Origin of the sequence: Pseudarthrobacter sp. CC12 (assembly GCF_039907755.1) — a bacterium.
Classification (GTDB): Bacteria; Actinomycetota; Actinomycetes; order Actinomycetales; family Micrococcaceae; genus Arthrobacter; species Arthrobacter niigatensis.
The window spans coordinates 25,904-43,715 of sequence record NZ_JARDJH010000016.1 but is presented as its reverse complement, the minus strand read 5'-3'; the positions used below and the strand labels follow the sequence as shown (position 1 = coordinate 43,715).

Genomic DNA, 17,812 nt, shown 5'->3' with positions numbered 1-17,812 from the left:
GGCCTGCGCTGCCGCGCTGCCGAGGCCTACCGGGAGCGGATCATTGGCCCGGCCCGCGGGGTCCTTCCGGACGCGGAGCTGGCGGGGATCGCGGAGAGCCTCTCCGGTTCGTGCACCACCGAGATCGCCTCCTTCGACGAGTTCACAAGCCTGCTTGCCGACGACGGCAGCTACGGCGAGTACCACCACATTGTTTTCGATACCGCGCCGACGGGCCACACCATCCGGCTGCTGCAGCTTCCGGGGTCATGGACCGACTTCCTGGCTGCCGGGACGGGTGATCCCTCCTGCCTGGGCCCCCTCTCGGGCCTCGAGAAGCACAAACAGGCCTACGCCGCAGCAGTCCGGGCCCTCACGGACCCGGCCCGTACGCGGCTGGTGCTGGTCAGCCGCGCGCAGGCGTCGTCGCTGGGCGAGATAGAACGGACCTACCTGGAGCTCAACCAGATAGGCATCGGCAATGGCTACGTGGTGATCAACGGCGTGCTGCCGGACGCCGCTGGGGATGAAGAGCTGGCCAAGGCGCTGCGCGCCCGGGAAGCCGCTGCCCTCCGCGCGGTCCCCGGCACAGTGGCCCGCCTTCCCCGCGACATCCTGGAGCTGAAGCCGGGGAACATGGTGGGGATTCCCGCGCTTGAATCCTTGTTCACCGCAGCTTCGATCACCGAACTGCCGGCAACCACAGCGCCCGTTCCTGGTGCAGGCGATGCCCCGCTTGCCGTGCTGGTGGACGAAGTGGAGCGCGACGGCGGCGGCCTGGTCATGTGCATGGGCAAGGGCGGAGTGGGCAAGACCACGGTTGCCGCGGCCATCGCCGCAGCCCTGGCCAGGCGCGGGCATGCCGTCCACCTCACCACCACCGATCCGGCTGCACACCTGGCCGAAACGCTCCACGGTTCCATCCCGGGCCTGACCGTCTCGCGCATCGATCCCGAAACCGCAATCCGCGAGTACCGGGCCCACGTCATGGAGACCAAAGGCCGGAACCTGGACGATGAAGGACGCGCCGCCCTGGCAGAGGACCTGATGTCCCCGTGCACGGACGAGGTTGCGGTGTTCCGGCAGTTCTCCAAGGTGGTCCAGGAGTCCCGCCGGCACTTCGTGGTGATCGACACCGCCCCTACCGGCCACACGCTGCTGCTCCTGGACGCCACGGGCTCGTACCACCGGGAGATCGCCCGCCAAGTGGGAGCCACCATGGGGTTTGTGACACCCCTTATGCGGCTGCAGGACCCGGCGCAGACCAAGGTGGTCCTGGTGACGCTGGCCGAAACCACCCCGGTGCTCGAGGCCAAGGAGCTGCAGGACGACCTGGAACGGGCCGGGATCCATCCGTGGGCCTGGGTCATCAACAACTCGATCGCCGCTGCACACCCAATGTCACCGTTCCTGCAGGCGCGCGCGGCCAGCGAGCTTGAAGAGATTTCAAAGGTGTACGCGCTGGCCGACCGGGTGGCCCTCATTCCCCTGCTGCCCGAGGAGCCCGTTGGGGAAGAAAAACTGGCAGCCCTCACCGCCTACAGCTCCCAACCCGCATAACGGGCGCCGGGCGGTTCTACAGGGTGGCCAGGAGGCCGGCCGCCTGCTCGATCGCACCGGGAACCAGCGAGTAGTACGCCCAGGTGCCGCGCTTTTCGCGGTGCAGCAACCCGGCGTCCACCAGGATCTTCAGATGGTGGGACACTGTGGGCTGGCTCAGGTCCAGCGGTTCGGTCAGGTCGCAGACACACGCTTCGCCGTCTCCGGCGCCCTTGACAATCGAGAGCAGCCTGAGCCTGTTCGGATCGGCCAGCGCCTTGAACACAAGGGCCGTGCGCTGGGCCTCCTCCACCTCGAGGGCTGGCCGGCCTGATGGCGCGCAGCAGTCCTCGGCGATGGCGGGCTCAGCCAGTTGCAGGGAAGTCATGCGTCCATTATGCACAAGATTGACAATCATCGATATGGTTGCCGATACTTCATATCGACGAACATCAATGTTGTTCCAGCAGTCCCGCCCAGGCAGTACACCAGCGCCACAGGAGTTCCGTGAGCATCCAGACTGACCATACATCCCGCCTTGACACGGCGGCTCCCATCGCGGGCAAACTCTCCACCCTGGACCGGTTCCTGCCTGTCTGGATCATTGCGGCCATGGCACTGGGGCTGCTGCTGGGAACCTTCGTCCCGGGCCTGAACACGGTTCTCGAGGCCGTTAAGATCGGCCAGGTGTCCCTGCCGATCGCCGTCGGGCTGCTGGTGATGATGTACCCCGTGCTTGCGAAGGTCCGCTACGACCAGGCACACGGGGTAATCGGTGACCGCAAACTCATGATCACTTCGCTGGTGCTGAACTGGGTACTGGCCCCGGCGTTCATGTTCGCCCTGGCCTGGATCTTCATCCCTGACCTGCCTGAGTACCGCACCGGCCTGATCATCGTGGGCCTGGCCCGCTGCATCGCCATGGTGATGATCTGGAACGACCTCGCCTGCGGCGACCGGGAGGCCGCGGCCGTGCTGGTGGCCATCAACTCGGTCTTCCAGGTCATCGCGTTCGGCGCCCTGGGGTGGTTCTACCTCCAGCTCCTGCCGTCCTGGCTGGGCCTGCCCACCACCAGCGCGGACTTCTCCTTCTGGGCCATCACCGCTTCCGTGCTGGTCTTCCTGGGCATCCCGCTGCTCGCAGGCTTCCTCACCCGCACGATCGGCGAAAAGGCCAAAGGCCGCGACTGGTACGAAGGAACCTTCCTGCCGAAGCTCGGACCGTGGGCGCTGTACGGGCTGCTCTTCACCATTACGCTGCTCTTCGCACTGCAGGGCGGGACCATCACCTCCCGCCCGCTCGACGTCGTCCGGATCGCGCTGCCGCTGCTGGTCTACTTCGTGGCCGTTTTCGGCGCCGGCATGGCCGTTGGCAAGTGGCTGGGCCTCGGCTACGCCAGGACCGCCACCATGGCCTTCACCGCCGCAGGGAACAACTTCGAACTCGCCATCGCTGTGGCGATTGGCACCTTCGGCGTCACCTCCGGGCAGGCCCTGGCCGGCGTCGTCGGGCCCCTGATCGAAGTCCCCGCCCTCGTTGCCCTGGTGTACGCGGCCCTCTGGGCCCGCACCCGCTATTTCACCGCCAGCCAGCCTTCCGCCTGACACCGAGAACCCCCAGGAGAAACCCCGTGACCACCGAAACCGCCAAGAAGCCCTCCGTCCTGTTCGTCTGCGTCCACAACGCCGGGCGGTCCCAGATGGCCGCCGCCTTCCTGACCACCCTCTCCAAGGGCGCCATCGAGGTCCGCTCCGCCGGTTCCCAGCCCGCCGACAAGGTCAACCCCGCCGCCGTCGAGGCCATGGCCGAACTCGGCATCGACATGTCCGCCGAGATCCCCAAGGTCCTCACCACCGAGGCAGTCAAGGAATCCGACGTCGTCATCACCATGGGCTGCGGCGACACCTGCCCGATCTTCCCGGGGAAGCGCTACGAGGACTGGGAACTCGAAGACCCCGACGGCCAGGGCATCGACGCCGTCCGCCCCATCCGCGATGAGATCAAGGGCCGCATCGAAGGCCTCATCGCCTCCCTCACCCCCGCCCAGTAACCCCCGGACCGTAGAAAGCAGGACCCTCATGGCTGGTACCAACACCCTCCCCGTTGTGGTCATCGGCGCGGGCCCCATCGGCCTCGCCGCCGCGGCGCACCTGCTGGAACGCGGCCTGGAACCCCTCATCCTCGAAGCCGGCCCGGCCCCGGCCGCGGCGATCGGGCAGTGGCGGCACATCCGGCTCTTCTCCCCGTGGCAGTACAACACCGACGCCGCAGCCGTGCGCCTGCTTTCCGAAACAGGCTGGACGGCACCCGAGCCCGCGGCATTGCCCACCGGCGGGGACCTCATCGACCGGTACCTCACCCCGCTCGCCGCGCTGCCGGCCATCGCGTCCCGCCTCCATACCGGCGCCCGCGTCATCGCGGTGACCCGCCAGGGCATGGACAAAACACACAGCCGCAACAGGAACAGCACCCCCTTCGTGGTCCGGGTGGAACACGCCGACGGCGACGTCCGCGACTACCAGGCCGCCGCGGTCATCGACGCCTCCGGCACCTGGTCCACCCCCAACCCGCTCGGAACCTCGGGACTGCCCGCCGTCGGTGAAGCCGCCGCCGCTGCCCACATCTCTTCCCCCCTGCCGGACGTGCTGGGCCGAGGGCGCGCAGGCTTTGCCGGACGCACCGCCGTCGTGATCGGTTCCGGCCACTCTGCCGCCAACACCCTGATCAACCTCGCAGACCTTGCCACCCAGGAACCCGGCACCAGGATCATCTGGGCCATCCGCGGCACGTCGGCAGCCAAGGTCTACGGCGGCGGCGACGCCGACGGGCTCGCCGCCCGCGGCCGGCTGGGCAGCCGGCTGCGTACCCTCGTCGAATCCGGCGGGGTGGAACTGCACACCGGCTTCGGTATCGCCTCCATCGAGGCAGCCGACGCCGGCCCGGTCACCTTGACCGCCACGGACGGCCGGACCCTCCAGGCCGATGTGGTGGTTCCGGCCACGGGGTTCCGGCCCGACCTGAAGATCCTCCAGGAGCTGCGGCTGGAACTGGACCCGGGCGTGGAGGCCCCGCGCAGACTCGGACCCCTGATCGACCCGGAATTCCACTCCTGCGGAACGGTGGAACCACACGGTGCAGCAATGTTGTCCCACCCTGAACAGGACTTCTACATCGTTGGGATGAAGTCATACGGGCGCGCGCCCACCTTCCTGCTGGCCACCGGCTACGAACAGGTCCGGTCCGTCGCGGCTGCCCTGGCCGGGGACCGGGAAGCAGCCGACACCGTGCAACTCGAGCTGCCGGAGACCGGGGTCTGTTCCTCGGACATCGGCACCAGCTGCGACGTCCCCGCTGCCGCTTCTGCCGGATTCGTGGCAGAAACGTCCGGAGGATGCTGCGGCACCCCCGAGCCGCTGCTCATCGGATTCCCCACGGGCCTGGCCCACGGCCGCTCCGGTGACAACTGACCACCCTCCTTAACGCCCCCCAGATCAGCGCTAAGGGGGACAACGCCCCAGACCGTTAGTGCCGGGTGGGCCCGGGCGCCCTGTCTGGGGCGCGGGTATTTGAAGGTCCCGGAATCCGGTCATCGGGGCCTTTGAGTTTCATTGGTCGTTCCTGCAGGCGTTTTGCCGGGCGGGGACGGGCAACCGCCAAAGCATCAGCAAGCCGCATGGCGTCCAGGAGCAGCACCTTGTTGGACGGCGGTATCCTGCCCGCCTCGCTGGTGCAGATAACCAGCGCCGCGGTGACTTCCGCGATCAGGTCCGGGTCACGACTGCGCCGGTACTCCCGGGCGAGGTCTCCTGTCTCCTCAAGTTCCCCGGAGACGAATACCGCCACCTCGGTCCTGCGCGACATGTCGAATTTCATCAGCACCGATGAGACCATGTTTTTCACGGTCTTTTCGGCCAGAGACAATTCCTGGCCGATCTGTGCGTTGGCCAGCCCGCGGGCAACCCCCACAGCCACCTTCATTTCCTGTTTGGAAAGCATCCCCAGCCGGCCGTCGGGCCCATTCATCCCGTCGGCCTGGATCGGAGCCAGGATGCCGGTCTGGAAACGGCGGCTGAAGGCTGTGTACCCGTGCATGGCCCGCCGGATCAGCCTCAGCTGCTCCTCATTGTCGTCCTGCTGGGACAAACACCCCCAGGCACCGGCCAGAATCGCGCCAATAAGAACCGCTTCGTCAGTTTCACCCGTCATCAGCACGCACCGGATGGTGGGATCAGCGGCTGCGATAGTCCGGCAAAGCCCCGCACCGGAGCCATCTGGAAGGTCATCGTCGATGATGGCCAGATCCGGACGTATCGCAGGGATCCGCCGCGCCGCCTGGCGGACAGACCCCGATTCACCGGCAACGTTGAACCCATTGGCCGACAACAGCCCCCGCAGACCCTGCCCAACCAGCTCTTCCCCAGTCACGACGTATACGCTCCCCGAGGAAGACGACGCCAAACCAGGTTGATAGCCAGTGGCCATACTCGTTCCGTTCACTCGCCCTTGAAACCCCAAAGGCACTTGTTAGTCTCCTGCTTTGCCACTCTGGCCCACCGCGAAAAGGAGAACAGTTACCTGAAACGGGTACCTGCGAAAGCGAACGAACATGTCAACCCACTTACAGGCTAGCCCCATCAGCAGGGTCCCAACACCCCGCCCGGGCTGCAATGCAGGGTGCCGGGCACGGGGGCCCCATTCCAATCCCGCAATAATCCCGCAGGTCGGCACCGTTCCTTGCAATCGGCCGGGATACGGGAAATAGGATGGCCCGTAGGCTTTACCGGACACGAAGGGCGCCCCATGATCGAGATCCTGAACCCTGCCGAAGTGGCCCGCGCACGCGTCACCGGCGCCCTGGTGGCGGACATCCTGCAGGCCATGAAGAGCCGCGCCACCGTGGGCACCAACCTTCTGGACATCGACCAGTGGACCAAGGAGATGATCACCGAGGCCGGGGCCGAATCCTGCTACGTGGACTACGCGCCGTCGTTCGGCCGCGGCCCGTTCGGCCACTACATCTGCACCGGCGTCAACGATGCCGTGCTGCACGGACTCCCCCACAACTATGACCTGGCCGACGGGGACCTGCTCACCCTGGACCTCGCCGTCGTCAAGGACGGGATTGCCTCCGACGCTGCCATCAGCTTCATCGTCGGTGAGTCACGTCCGGCGGAGAGCGTTGCCATGATCGAAGCCACGGAACGGGCCCTGGCCGCGGGGATCGCCGCCGCCGGGCCGGCCGCCAAGATCGGCGACGTCGCCTATGCCATCGGCCGGGTCCTTACCGACGCCGGCTACCCCATCAACACCCAGTTCGGCGGCCACGGCATCGGCTCCACCATGCACCAGGACCCGCATGTCCCCAACATGGGCCGGCCCGGCCGCGGCTTCAAACTGAGGCCCGGGCTGCTGCTGGCGCTGGAACCGTGGATCATGGCGGACACAGCGGAGCTGGTGACGGACGACGACGGCTGGACCCTGAGGAGCGCCACCGGCTGCCGGACGGCCCACACCGAGCACACCATCGCCATCACCGAGGACGGCGCCGAGATCCTGACCCTCCCCTCGCGGTAAGAGTTACTCGGTACCGGCCACGGCGCTGCGGCGTTCCAGCATGTCCCTGCCCAGGGTACGGCTCAGCCCTTCACGAGCTGTGCAGGTTTGATCGCGCTGACCATGGCCGGGTAGTAGCCCTGTGTATATCCGTCGGCGGTGGGGTGGAAGTTGAACTGCGTGTACTGGCCGAGGTTGAACCAGGAGTCGGCGGAACCGATTTCGTGGCCGTTGAATTTGGGGGTGACGTCCACGAACTGCGCGCCGGCGCTCCGTGTCTTACCCGCGAGGACGGCGTTGAGCTGGTCCGTGCCCTTGTCGAACACCGCTGCGGCCGCTGCGGACATGACACCGCCGCCTGCTATGACTGTGGTGGATTCCCCGGCCGTCGCAAAGAGCTGGGGGTACCCGAGCCAGGCGATTTTGGCATTTGCTGCGTACCCGCGAATTTTTGCGACCGTTCCAGCCACGTCGACGCCGTTAGCAAGCTGGACTCCATAGGCTACGGCCTCCCGGCAGCCGACGGCCGTCGGTGACGGGTCTGCAGCACACGCTCCGATGATCTGGCCGAAGTTGACGTCGTTGCCGCCGGCGGTGAGGGTCACCAGTCCTGTGGTGCTGTTGAGCGCACCATCACGGGACGCCTCAGCCGCCTGCTGGACGATGGTGGGAATACCCCCGGCTGGAACTCCGGCGGTGGAGTTTGGATCTCCCACAAGTGCGCCCGCACACGCATAGTCGCCGGTGGGGGCCACCGAATGCAGCTGGTCGAAGAGCGTCACGTCGTCAGGACCGCCGTGCAGGCAGGTCGGGCCGCCGTATTCGGGGCTGAGGTATACCGGGTTCCCGACGGCGGTTGGCGCCAACGAGCCCCACCCGGCCGAGTAGGAGTCCCCAAGGTTGACATATTTGACGGGCTGCTGCGCGGCGAAGGCAGGAGCTGATGCGCCGGAGAGGATGAGGGCTGTGGCGGCGGCGAACGTGGCCGCACTGCGACGCCAAACTGCGGGGAACTGCATTATGGGCTCCAAACTGTACTCGAGGACGCGTGTCCCCATGACCCTAGGCGCGGGCGCACGATCAGGACAGGGTCCTATGGCCCCGGACAAGAAGTTGAAAGAGCCACACTGGATAAGGCAGCTACCCGGTCCCGGCCACGGCGCTGCGGCGTTCCAGCAGCAGCGTGTCCTGCCAGTGCCCCGCTTTGGGGCCGGTACTGATCCGCGCAATCCGCTCCCTGGTCCCCACCACCCGGAAGCCCAGCTTCCGGTGCAGCGCCAGGCTGGCCGTGTTCTCCGGGAAAATGCTGGACTGGATGGTCCAGATGCCCGCGGCCTCCGTCGACTCCACCAGGGCGCCCAGGAGCAGCCTGCCCACGCCCCGGCCCTGTGCCTGCGGCGCCACGTAGATGGAGTGCTCCACCAGGCCCCGGTACACCTCCCGGGACGAAACGCGGGACACCGCGGCCCAGCCCGAAACCCGCCCCGCATCCTCGGCGACCAGCCTGTGCTCGGGCAGCCGCACGGCGTCGAACGCTTCCCAGGTGGGCGGTTCACTCTCGAAAGTCGCCTCCCCTGTGGCAATGCCGGCGGCGTAGATGGCGTGTACGGCGTCCCAGTCCTCGGGGCACATGGGGCGGATGGTTACGGGGCTCTCCATGGGTCCCATTATGGTGCCGGCCCGCTCCCCCTCATCCCGCGGCGTGGGGCCGGGGGGGCGCAGCGGCCCGTAAATAATGCGTCAAAAAACGGCCGCCCGCGCCCCGGACGGGCCCCTCAAGACCTTTCATTAAGGCAGGAAATTGTGAGGAAGCCAGGGGGCGCAGGATGCGGTGGGATGAGTCGCCCGAGGACCGCGGCAGGGTGAAGTTCGCCGCGGCAGCCGAGGCCGTGGAGGGCTACGGCGGCCGGGGGCTGAACGGCCGCGCCCTGCAGCCTGCCAGCGGCTACCTGTTCCCCGACCAGGACGGCGAGGGCTGGTGGGTGGTCTTCCAGCCCTGGCCGTCAGCCGGCCCGGAGGCGCACCGGGTGCCCGGCGACGTCCTGGCCTGCAACGACTCCTACGGCGACATGGTGCACGTTGTGGTGCTGGCGTCAGGCGTCTGGGAGGACGACGCCGAGGCCGCCTTCCGCGCACACCGCCCTTCCAGCCTGGCGGACGCAGCCCGGGTTGCCGCCTCGGTGGCGCACATCAGCCAGCCGCACATCAGCCGACGTGGACCCACGGCCGCTGGGTGACGTCCGGGACGGCCTCGCGGAGAACCTCCCTGGTGACCGGGGCGATCTCGCCCTCGCCCAGGAACAGGAACCGGACCAGGTTGGTGATGGGGTTCCCCTCCGTCCAGCGGAAGTAGATGTGCGGCATCAGGCCGGTGACGTCGCGGATGTGGAGCAGCACGGAGGCGATGGTGTTGGGAACCACCGGGCCGTGGACCTCCAGGATGTGGTACCCGTGCCGGTTGATGCCGCGGACATGCAGTTCGGTTTCGAAGTCCGAGGAGTCGTCCACGATGACCTCGAGGAACAGGGCGTCCCCCGCCAGCGGGAGGTGGCTGACCTCGATGGCTGACTCCAGCTTGTCCCGGTAGGCCTCCGGGGACAGCCGCAGCGGTTCGTGCGCGATGATCGCGATGGGCCCGTCCAGGGTGCTGGACATGAACTCCAGGGCCTGCTGGTCCAGGTGCACCCGGGTGGCATGCAGCTCGAAGGAGCGGCGGACCCGGGACAGCAGCGAGATGACGATGATGCCGAGGATGAAGATGGCGGCGATCCGGATGCCCTCGGGCCGTTCAAAGATGTTGGCCACCGTGGTGTAGGCGAACACCACCGAAATCGCGCCGAAGCCCGCGGTGAGGTTCCGCTGCCCTTTCCGGCGGGCCGAGAGGGTCACAGCCACCGCGGCGGAGGTCATCAGCACCAGGACGCCGGTGGCGTACGCACCGCCCTGCGCATCGACGTCGGCATTGAAGATGAACGTGATCAGGAAGCCGATCAGGGTGAACACCAGCACCAGCGGCCGCACGGCCTTGGCCCAGCCCGGGGCCATGCCGTAGCGCGGCAGGTAGCGGGGCACCAGGTTCAGCAGCCCGGCCATGGCGGACGCCCCGGCGAACCAGAGGATGGCGATGGTGCTGATGTCGTACACGCTGCCGAAGCCCACACCCAGGTATTCATGAGCCAGGTAGGCCAGGGCACGGCCGTTGGCCTGGCCGTCCGGCTGGAACTCCTGCTCCGGGATGAGCACCACGGTGATGAAGCTCGATGTCAGCAGGAAGGCGCTCATGATCACGGCCGCGGTGGTGAGCATGCGCCGGGCCCCGCGGATGCGGCCGGCAGGATTGTCCTCGGTGTCGTTGTCCGCACCTTTCACCTGGGGCATGACGGCGACGCCGGTCTCGAAACCGGACAGGCCCAGCGCCAGTTTGGGGAACACCAGCAGGGCGATGGCCACCGCCATCAGCGGGTTGCCGTGCGATACCCACAAATTGGTCCACCAGTCGCCCATGGCCACCGGATGCGAGATGACCTGGCCCAGGGTCACCACCACCACGATGGCGTTCAGGCCCAGGTACAGGACCACCAGGACCACGGCGACGCCGATCGCTTCCTTGAAGCCCCGCAGGAACACGGCAGCCAGCAGGGCGAGCAGGACCAGGGTGATAGGAATGTTCTGCCCCTGCAGCCAGCCGGGGGCCACGGGGTTGTGGATCAGGTGCGCGGTGGCGTCCGCGGCCGAGAGCGTCATGGTGATCATGAAGTCGGTGGCCGCGAAGCCCAGCAGCACCAGGACCAGGAGCTTGCCGCCCCACCGCGGCAGCAGCCGTTCCAGCATGGCGATGGAACCTTCGCCGCGGGGGCTTTCACCGGCCACCCGCCGGTACACCGGCAGGGCGCCGAGCAGGGTCACGGCCACAAGCACCAGGGTGGCCAGGGGCGAGATGACACCGGCGGCCAGTGCGGCGATGGCCGGCTGGTAGCCCAGGGTGGAGAAGTAGTCCACACCGGTCAGGCACATGACCTGCCACCATGCATGCTTTTTCTCGTGCTGCGTGGGCACGCCGCCGGGGCCCTGGTGGGTACCCTTGCTGTCCTGCAGCCCGAACAGCAGCCAGTCCTTCAGCGCCTTCCTGCCGTGGGCATGGGGCGCGGAAGGATCCGCCGGGGGCCTGCTCAACGTGGTCATCTCTGCCTTTCCGCGCTGCCCTTTGCACCGCGACCACTGCGAAGCTAGCACCGGGCAAAACGGCGGATCGGCGAAAAGGACCTTTATTGACGAATCCTTTACGCGGGAATTTACGACGGCGGCACGCGGCTTTGGTGCCCACCGTTTAGGGGCGCGGGCAGGCCTGCCCGACGAGCAACTGCGCAAGGGCCAGGGCGCGCCTGCCGTACGTCCCGCCGTCGAGCACTGCCGCCGTGGCGTAGGCGCCGTTGAGGACGATGAGGAGCTCTTCGGCGAGCTGGTCCGGCGACTCCGCTCCGGCGTCGGCCGCCAGCGAGCTGAACCAGTCGCGCACCTGCTGCTTGTGGCCCACAGCTGCGATGTGGGCCGGGTGCTGGCCGAGCGGAAACTCGGTGCTCGTGTTCAGCATGGGGCAGCCGCGGTATGTTGGGCCGGCGCAGTCGGCAGCCAGCACCCCAAACACGGCAAGGAGCTTCTCCCGGGGGTCGTGTTGCTCATCAGCGGACTGCCGCATCCGCTCAAACCAGGCGTCGGCACGCCCCTGGACATACGCGGTGGCGAGGGCGTCCTTGGTGGGGAACTGCCGGTAGACGGTGGCGTTTCCAACCCCGCATTCCTTGACCACCGTATCCATGCCCACGGCCCGGATTCCCTGCTGGTAGAACAGCCGGGTGGCCACATCCAGGACATTGCGCCGGTTCTCCTCCGCCGTCCTTCGCACCATTCGGACCACACTCCCTCGAAAGCTTCTGCACTCTGCTTGGCCTTAAGTTTGACAGACGGAACGTTCCGTCACAAACTAAATGAGAACGATCCGTCACAATCAGCCCCGTCCCCACGGACACACCAAGGAGCACTCATGAACATCGCCGTCCTCGGCACCGGCATCGTCGGCCGGACCATCGCAGCCCGCCTGGCAGAGCTGGGCCACAACGTCGCCATCGGCACCCGCGATCCGGAAGCCACCCTCGCGCGCACGGCCCCGGACGCCATGGGAACTCCCCCGTTCGCCGGCTGGGCCGCCGAAAACCCGGGCATCGCCGTCGCCGGTTTCGCCGACGCTGCGGCCGGCGCCGAACTGATCGTCAACGCAACCAACGGCAACGCGTCCCTGGACGTCCTGGCTGCGGCCGGCGCCGGGAACCTGGACGGCAAGGTAATCCTGGACATCGCCAACCCGCTCGATTTCAGCAAGGGCATGCTGCCCACCCTGTTCGTCAAGGACACCGACTCCCTCGGCGAACAGATCCAGCGCACCTTCCCTGCCTCGCGTGTGGTGAAGTCCCTCAATACGCTCAACGCCGACCTCATGGCGCGCCCCACGCTCCTGGCCGACCCCGGCACGGTCTTCGTCTCCGGCAACGACGCGGACGCCAAGAACACCGTCACGGGCCTCCTGAAGGACTTCGGCCATGACGATGTCATCGACCTCGGCGACATCTCCACCGCCCGCGGCACCGAAATGCTCCTGCCCGTTTGGCTGCGCCTCTGGGGCGCGCTGGGCACCCCGGCGTTCAACTTCAAGATCGTCCGGTAAGCCCGCCTGCCGGCCCTGGTACGGGTTATGGCTCGAAGCGGTAGCCCATCCCGGCCTCGGTGAGCAGGTGCCGGGGCCGGGCCGGGTCCTTTTCCAGCTTGCGGCGCAGCTGGCCCATGTAAACGCGCAGGTAGTGGGTTTCGTTGTCGTAGCCCGGGCCCCAGATCCTGGCCAGCATCTGCTGCTGGGTGATCAGCCGGCCCGGGTTCCGCACCAGCAGTTCCAGGATGGCCCACTCGCGCGGGGTGAGCCGGACCGGTTCCCCTTCCCGGGTCACCTTCCGGTTGGCCAGGTCCACCTCGAAGTCCCCCACGTCGACGGCGGGCGGGTCCTCGGCAACCTCGGGCGCGCTGCTCCGGCGGCCGGCGACGCGCAGCCTTGCCAGGAGCTCGTCCAGCCCGAACGGCTTGGTCACGTAGTCGTCGGCGCCGGCGTCCAGGGCCCTGACCTTGTCCACGGACCCGTGCCGGGCGGAGAGCACGATGATGGGCATGCTGCTGGTGCGGCGGACGCGGGTGATCACGTCCACGCCGTTGATGTCCGGCAGGCCCAGGTCCAGCACCATGGCATCCGGGTGCCCGCCTTCCGCGTGCCTGAGCGCGGCCGCCCCGTCCAGGGCCGTAAGCACCCGGTACCCCTCCGCCTGCAGGTTCACCTGCAGGGCACGCAGCAGCTGCGGTTCATCGTCAACGATCAGGACTGTCCTCATACGGTTGCGGTGCCTGCTTCCCGGCGGATGTTGGGGCTGTAGGGCCCGGTGGACAGCGGCAGCCGGACCACCATGGTCAGCCCTCCGCCCGGAGTCGGCTCGGGCACCAGCTGGCCGCCCATCGCCTCGGTAAAGCCCTTCGCCACGGCCAGGCCCAGCCCGATGCCCAGACCTTCCGGCGCATCGTCAAGCCGCTGGAACGGCCGGAACATCTCCACTACCGCGGCAGCGGGCACACCCTGCCCGTGATCGACGATACGCAGCTCGCCAAAAGGCGTGCCGCCGTCGTCCGCTGCGTTGGCCGCTCCCGACACGCCCACGATCACCACGTCTGAGCCGGGCGCGTACTTGAGCGCGTTTTCCACGATGTTGGCGATGACCCGCTCCAGCATGCCCAGGTCTGCGTCCACGGCCGGCATGTTGGGTGCGAGGTCGATCCGGATGCGCTCCGTGGGGATGCCGCGCAGGGCGTCCTCGATGGCATCGCGCCACGTGACCGGGGCGGTGTGCGGTGCGGCCGATCCGCTGGAGATGCGGGACATGTCCAGGAGGTTGGAGATGAGGGCGTCCAGGCGCTCGGTGTAGGAATCAATGGTGGCCAGCATCTCCTCCTGCACCTCCGCCGGGAGCCTGCTGTTCTGGCGGCGGAGCGCGGTGACCGCCAGCTTGATCCCGGCCAGTGGGGTGCGGAGGTCGTGGCTGACCGCGCTCAGGATTGCGGTGCGGACGCTGTTGCCCTCCGCCAGTTTCGTGGTGCTTTTCAGGGTGCGCTGCAGGGCGTGGTGTTGCCGGAGCTGCAGGAGGTGGGCTCCGTGGGCGGCCAGCAGGAGCCGGTCCCCTGCCGTCAGGGTGCGGCCGGACAGGACGAGGGCGGTCCGGGGATCGGCCAGTTCCACGTTGTCAGTGAGCGCGGTTGCCGCCTCCGGGGACGGTGGCGGCGCGTCCCCGGAAAAGGCCTGCAGTTCCCACGTGTCCTGCCTGTCCCCGGTACGGGTGAAGAGGCCGGCGGCCCGGACCTGGAAGGTTTCGCGGGCCTTGTCCAGGAAACCGGCAACGGTATCGTCCGCGAGGAGTGCGTCCCTGGCGAGGTCGGCGAGGGTGGTGGCCTCAGCGCGGGCGCGGACGGCTTCCCGCGCCCGGCGTTCGGACAGGCCCACCACCAGGGACACCGCCACGGCGGCCCCGAGGAAGACCAGCAGGGCAAAGACGTTCTGCGGGTCGCTGATGGTGAACGTGCCCACCGGGTCCGTTTCGAAGTAGTTCAGCAGCAGCGATGCCAGGACGGCTGCGAGCACGGCCGGCCACAGCCCGCCGATGAACGCCACCGCCATCACGCCGGTCAGGTGCACCAGGGCGTGGGTGGCGAGGTTCAGGTCGCGGCTGAAGGACAGGAGGGTGGAGGCCAGCACGGGGAGGAGCACCGCGAGGATATAGCCAACCGTGGTGCGCGTGCGGCTGAGGGCTGCGGGGGTATGCCGCGGGAGTCCCCGGGCCGCGGGCGGATGGGAGACCAGATGCACGTCGATGTCGCCTGATTCCCGCACCACCCTTGACGCCACGCCCCTGCCCAGGACGCGGCTCCAAGGGCTTCCCGGTGCTGCCCCGAGGACAATCTGGGTTGCGTTGGCGCTCCGGGCGAATTCCAGCAGTGACTGCGCCGGGTCATCCCCGGACACCGTGTGGAAGGTGCCGCCGAGGTCCGTGATGAGCTGCCGCTGCGCCTCCACGGTTTGTTCCGACGCCTCCCGCCGTGCGGTGGTGCCGCGCACGTGGACGGCCAGGAGTTCGCTGCCGTTGACGCGGGACAGGATCCGGGCTGCCCGCCGGATGAGCACCTCGTCCCCGGGGGAGCCGGCAAGCCCTACCACCACCCGTTCGCGGGTGGGCCACGCGGCGGTGATGCCCTGGCTTTCCCGGTACGCCGCCAGGCCTTCCTCCACCCGGTCCGCGAGCCAGATCAGGGCCATTCCGCGCAGGGCCAGCAGGGTGCCGGGCCGGTACTCGTTGGCCAGGGCGGCATCGATCCTGTCCGCCGGGAAGATCCTGCCGTCCGCCACCCTCTGGCGCAGGAGCGCAGGTGGGATGTCCACAAGCTCAATGTGGTCCGCCCGCCGCACAATCTCATCCGGCACCGTTGCGTCCGGCGGATCGTCGATGATCGCGGCAACCACGTCTCTGAGGGACCCCAGCTGCTGCACGCAAAGGGTGGACAGCACGTCGATGCCCGCCGCAAGCAGCTCCTCGATATCCTGCCATCTCTGCTGGTTCCTGCTGCCTGGGGCGTTGACGTGTGCGTACTCGTCCACGACGGCCACATCCGGCGTCCGTTCCAGCACGGCGTCCACGTCCAGGCCGGGCTCCCCTGCTCCCGTCGTACCGTCCGAAAGGCGCGGCGCAACGGCGTCGAGCCCTTCTGCGAGCTGCCGCGTCTCCTCCCGGCCGTGGTCCGCTGCGATGCCGACCACGACGTCCCTGCCCCCGGCCAGCAGCCGGTGCGCTTCCCGCAGCGCGGCGTATGTGGTGCCCGCGCCGGGCGCCGCGCCCAGAAAGATCCGAAGGGTTCCGCGTGACATACCCACAGTCTTATCCTGTCCGGTCGCCTGGGCCAACTTTCGGCCTGCGGGAGCGGTGGTAGTGATGGGGCGTCGCAGGAAAACGTGCCAAAAGTGATGGGGCGTCGCAGGAAAACGTGCCAAAAGTGATGGGGCGTCTGGGAAGGGACGACGGCGGGCGCTCAGTAAGCTGGCAGGATGTCCGTGCTTGCCGCCCTCCTGCCCACCCTGGCGGCCATTGCCATCCTGGCGGCACTCACGGTGGGCATCCTGTGGGGCTCGCGGACGCCGTCGTACCTCTCCCCTGCCCTGGCCATCCTGCGCGGCGCGGCGCAGCTGGCCGTGATCAGCCTGGTGCTGGGCGGCGTGATCAGCAACCCGCTGTGGGTGGGGGCGGCCCTGCTGGTGATGTTCAGCGTGGCGGCCGTGACCGCGGCGCGGCGCCTCACCTGGTCCTGGCGGCGCTTTGGCCTGGTGGCCGGAACCATGGCCGCCGGGATCCTGGTGACGGTCGCCGTCGTGTTCGGAACCGGCGCCATTGAATTCTCGCCCCGGTACGCGCTGGCGGTGGGCGGGATCGTGATTGGCAACTCCATGACCATCGCCACCCTGGCCGGCAGGCGCTTCTTCGAAGCGGTGGTGGAGCAGTGGGACCAGGTGGAGGGGTGGCTCGCGCTGGGTGCCACGCCGCGGCAGGCAACCCTGGTCCAGGCCCGGCGGGCGGTGCACTCGGCGCTGATTCCCTCCACGGACCAGACCAAGACCACCGGCCTGGTGACCCTCCCGGGAGCCTTCGTCGGGGCGATCTTCGGCGGCGCCTCCCCGTTCGAGGCAGGCCGGTTCCAGGTGGTGGTGCTCGCCTCGATCATGGCAGCCGGGTCCATTACCGCCGTGGCCCTGATCCGTTCACTGGGCAACGTCAAGGTCCGGCCCGACCCGCTGTAGGCCACCGCGTGGCGCGGCGCATCTCCATTTCCGCTGCGCAAATCCATTCCCGCGGCGCCAAAACGCCGGCGCTACGGACATTCCGGTAGCGCCGGCATTTTCGCGCGTCGAAAAGTAACGGGCGCGGCGGGAACCTGCGGGATTAGGCCTGCTTGACCAGGGCCGCTTCCAGGTTGATCTTCACCTTGTCGCTGACCAGCACGCCGCCGGCTTCAAGGGCTGCGTTCCAGGTGAGCCCGAATTCCTTGCGGCTGATCTCGGTCTCGGCGGAGAAGCCGGCCCGGGTGGCCCCGAACGGGTCAACGGCCACACCGGTGAATTCGACCTCCAGCTCCACAGGCTTGGTGACGCCCTTGATGGTCAGGTCCCCGGTCAGGGTGTAATCCTCCCCGTCCCCTTCGATGGCGGTGCCGCGGAATGTCATCTCGGGATACTTCTCGACGTCGAAGAAGTCCGCGCCGCGCACGTGTGCGTCGCGGTTGGCGTCACCGGAGTCGAAGCTTGCGGTGGAGACCGTGGCGTGCACCGACGAGTCAGCCAGCGACTCGCCCACTCGCGCCTCGGCCTGGGCTTCAGTAAAGCGGCCGCGGACCTTGCTGATCCCGGCATGGCGGACGCTGAAGCCGATCTCGCTGTGCGACATGTCCAGGGTCCAGGTTCCCGGCGTGATGTCCTTGGGAAGGGTCATTGTCATTCTCCTTGCTCGTAGGGCCGCAGGCTCGGCTGCCCGCTAAAGGGCGCAAGACTGCGGATGCCCCTAATATTCCCCCTAAATCCCACAAGGAGAACAGGGCCGAATGAACCGGAAGGGAACT

General features: G+C 67.9%; 17 protein-coding genes. 8 read left to right on the top strand and 9 right to left on the bottom strand.

Going from position 1 to position 17,812, the window contains the following annotated elements:
• Positions 1-3 precede the first annotated feature (3 nt).
• Complete coding sequence (arsA, locus tag PV772_RS12605; protein WP_347886390.1) at positions 4-1,539, top strand: arsenical pump-driving ATPase; 1,536 nt, start codon at positions 4-6, stop codon at positions 1,537-1,539.
• 16 nt (positions 1,540-1,555) lie between these two features.
• On the opposite strand, the gene PV772_RS12600 is transcribed toward arsA, so the two are convergent.
• Positions 1,556-1,906 (bottom strand): metalloregulator ArsR/SmtB family transcription factor, encoded by a 351-nt coding sequence (locus PV772_RS12600; RefSeq protein WP_141182311.1) that lies wholly within the window; start codon positions 1,904-1,906, stop codon positions 1,556-1,558.
• A gap of 119 nt (positions 1,907-2,025) precedes the next feature.
• Here PV772_RS12600 and arsB point away from each other — a divergent pair, with 119 nt between their 5' ends.
• Genes arsB through PV772_RS12585 form a run of 3 tightly spaced genes read left to right on the top strand, consistent with a single transcriptional unit; the run spans position 2,026 to position 4,986 of the window.
• The gene (arsB, locus tag PV772_RS12595) at positions 2,026-3,123 is read left to right on the top strand and encodes an ACR3 family arsenite efflux transporter (RefSeq protein WP_347886345.1); all 1,098 of its coding nucleotides are present in this window, start codon (positions 2,026-2,028) and stop codon (positions 3,121-3,123) included.
• Positions 3,124-3,149: 26 nt separating this feature from the next.
• Entirely contained in the window at positions 3,150-3,569 is a 420-nt protein-coding gene (locus tag PV772_RS12590; protein ID WP_347886344.1) for an arsenate reductase ArsC, read from the top strand.
• A gap of 28 nt (positions 3,570-3,597) precedes the next feature.
• Complete coding sequence (locus PV772_RS12585) at positions 3,598-4,986, top strand: FAD-dependent oxidoreductase (RefSeq protein ID WP_347886343.1); 1,389 nt, start codon at positions 3,598-3,600, stop codon at positions 4,984-4,986.
• 55 nt (positions 4,987-5,041) lie between these two features.
• Here the strand turns inward: PV772_RS12585 and PV772_RS12580 are convergent, their stop codons facing one another.
• The gene (locus PV772_RS12580) at positions 5,042-5,944 is read right to left on the bottom strand and encodes a response regulator transcription factor (RefSeq protein ID WP_347886342.1); all 903 of its coding nucleotides are present in this window, start codon (positions 5,942-5,944) and stop codon (positions 5,042-5,044) included.
• 375 nt (positions 5,945-6,319) lie between these two features.
• Between PV772_RS12580 and map the strand changes: the two genes are divergently transcribed.
• On the top strand, positions 6,320-7,093 hold the full coding sequence (gene map / locus PV772_RS12575; RefSeq protein ID WP_347886341.1) for a type I methionyl aminopeptidase: 774 nt from the start codon (positions 6,320-6,322) through the stop codon (positions 7,091-7,093).
• 62 nt (positions 7,094-7,155) lie between these two features.
• On the opposite strand, the gene PV772_RS12570 is transcribed toward map, so the two are convergent.
• Complete coding sequence (locus tag PV772_RS12570) at positions 7,156-8,091, bottom strand: SGNH/GDSL hydrolase family protein (RefSeq protein ID WP_347886340.1); 936 nt, start codon at positions 8,089-8,091, stop codon at positions 7,156-7,158.
• Positions 8,092-8,212: 121 nt separating this feature from the next.
• The gene (locus tag PV772_RS12565) at positions 8,213-8,731 is read right to left on the bottom strand and encodes an N-acetyltransferase family protein (RefSeq protein ID WP_347886339.1); all 519 of its coding nucleotides are present in this window, start codon (positions 8,729-8,731) and stop codon (positions 8,213-8,215) included.
• A 167-nt stretch (positions 8,732-8,898) separates the two neighbouring features.
• On the opposite strand from PV772_RS12565, the gene PV772_RS12560 reads away from it, so the two are divergent.
• On the top strand, positions 8,899-9,309 hold the full coding sequence (locus PV772_RS12560; protein ID WP_141182318.1) for a hypothetical protein: 411 nt from the start codon (positions 8,899-8,901) through the stop codon (positions 9,307-9,309).
• Here PV772_RS12560 and PV772_RS12555 read toward each other — a convergent pair.
• Positions 9,278-11,254 carry an amino acid transporter gene (locus PV772_RS12555; RefSeq protein ID WP_347886338.1) on the bottom strand — a complete coding sequence of 659 codons (1,977 nt, stop codon included), beginning with the start codon at positions 11,252-11,254 and terminating at the stop codon, positions 9,278-9,280. The two genes, PV772_RS12560 and PV772_RS12555, sit on opposite strands and share 32 nt — an antisense overlap.
• Positions 11,255-11,399: 145 nt before the next feature.
• The gene (locus PV772_RS12550) at positions 11,400-11,978 is read right to left on the bottom strand and encodes a TetR/AcrR family transcriptional regulator (protein WP_347886337.1); all 579 of its coding nucleotides are present in this window, start codon (positions 11,976-11,978) and stop codon (positions 11,400-11,402) included.
• 135 nt (positions 11,979-12,113) lie between these two features.
• On the opposite strand from PV772_RS12550, the gene PV772_RS12545 reads away from it, so the two are divergent.
• A complete protein-coding gene (locus tag PV772_RS12545) occupies positions 12,114-12,791 on the top strand; it encodes an NAD(P)-binding domain-containing protein (RefSeq protein ID WP_347886336.1) in 678 nt (225 codons plus the stop codon).
• Positions 12,792-12,816: 25 nt separating this feature from the next.
• Here PV772_RS12545 and PV772_RS12540 read toward each other — a convergent pair whose 3' ends face one another.
• Together PV772_RS12540 and PV772_RS12535 are read right to left on the bottom strand one after the other, a co-directional pair.
• Complete coding sequence (locus PV772_RS12540) at positions 12,817-13,500, bottom strand: response regulator (protein WP_347886335.1); 684 nt, start codon at positions 13,498-13,500, stop codon at positions 12,817-12,819.
• Positions 13,497-16,073: a DUF4118 domain-containing protein gene (locus PV772_RS12535; RefSeq protein ID WP_347886334.1), complete on the bottom strand. Its 2,577-nt coding sequence runs from the start codon at positions 16,071-16,073 to the stop codon at positions 13,497-13,499. Before PV772_RS12535 ends, PV772_RS12540 begins: the two co-directional genes overlap by 4 nt.
• Before the next feature lie 177 nt (positions 16,074-16,250).
• On the opposite strand from PV772_RS12535, the gene PV772_RS12530 reads away from it, so the two are divergent.
• A complete protein-coding gene (locus tag PV772_RS12530) occupies positions 16,251-16,997 on the top strand; it encodes an ABC transporter permease (RefSeq protein WP_347886333.1) in 747 nt (248 codons plus the stop codon).
• A gap of 142 nt (positions 16,998-17,139) precedes the next feature.
• Here PV772_RS12530 and PV772_RS12525 read toward each other — a convergent pair whose 3' ends face one another.
• Entirely contained in the window at positions 17,140-17,685 is a 546-nt protein-coding gene (locus PV772_RS12525; protein WP_347886332.1) for a YceI family protein, read from the bottom strand.
• Between the last annotated feature and the right edge of the window lie 127 nt (positions 17,686-17,812).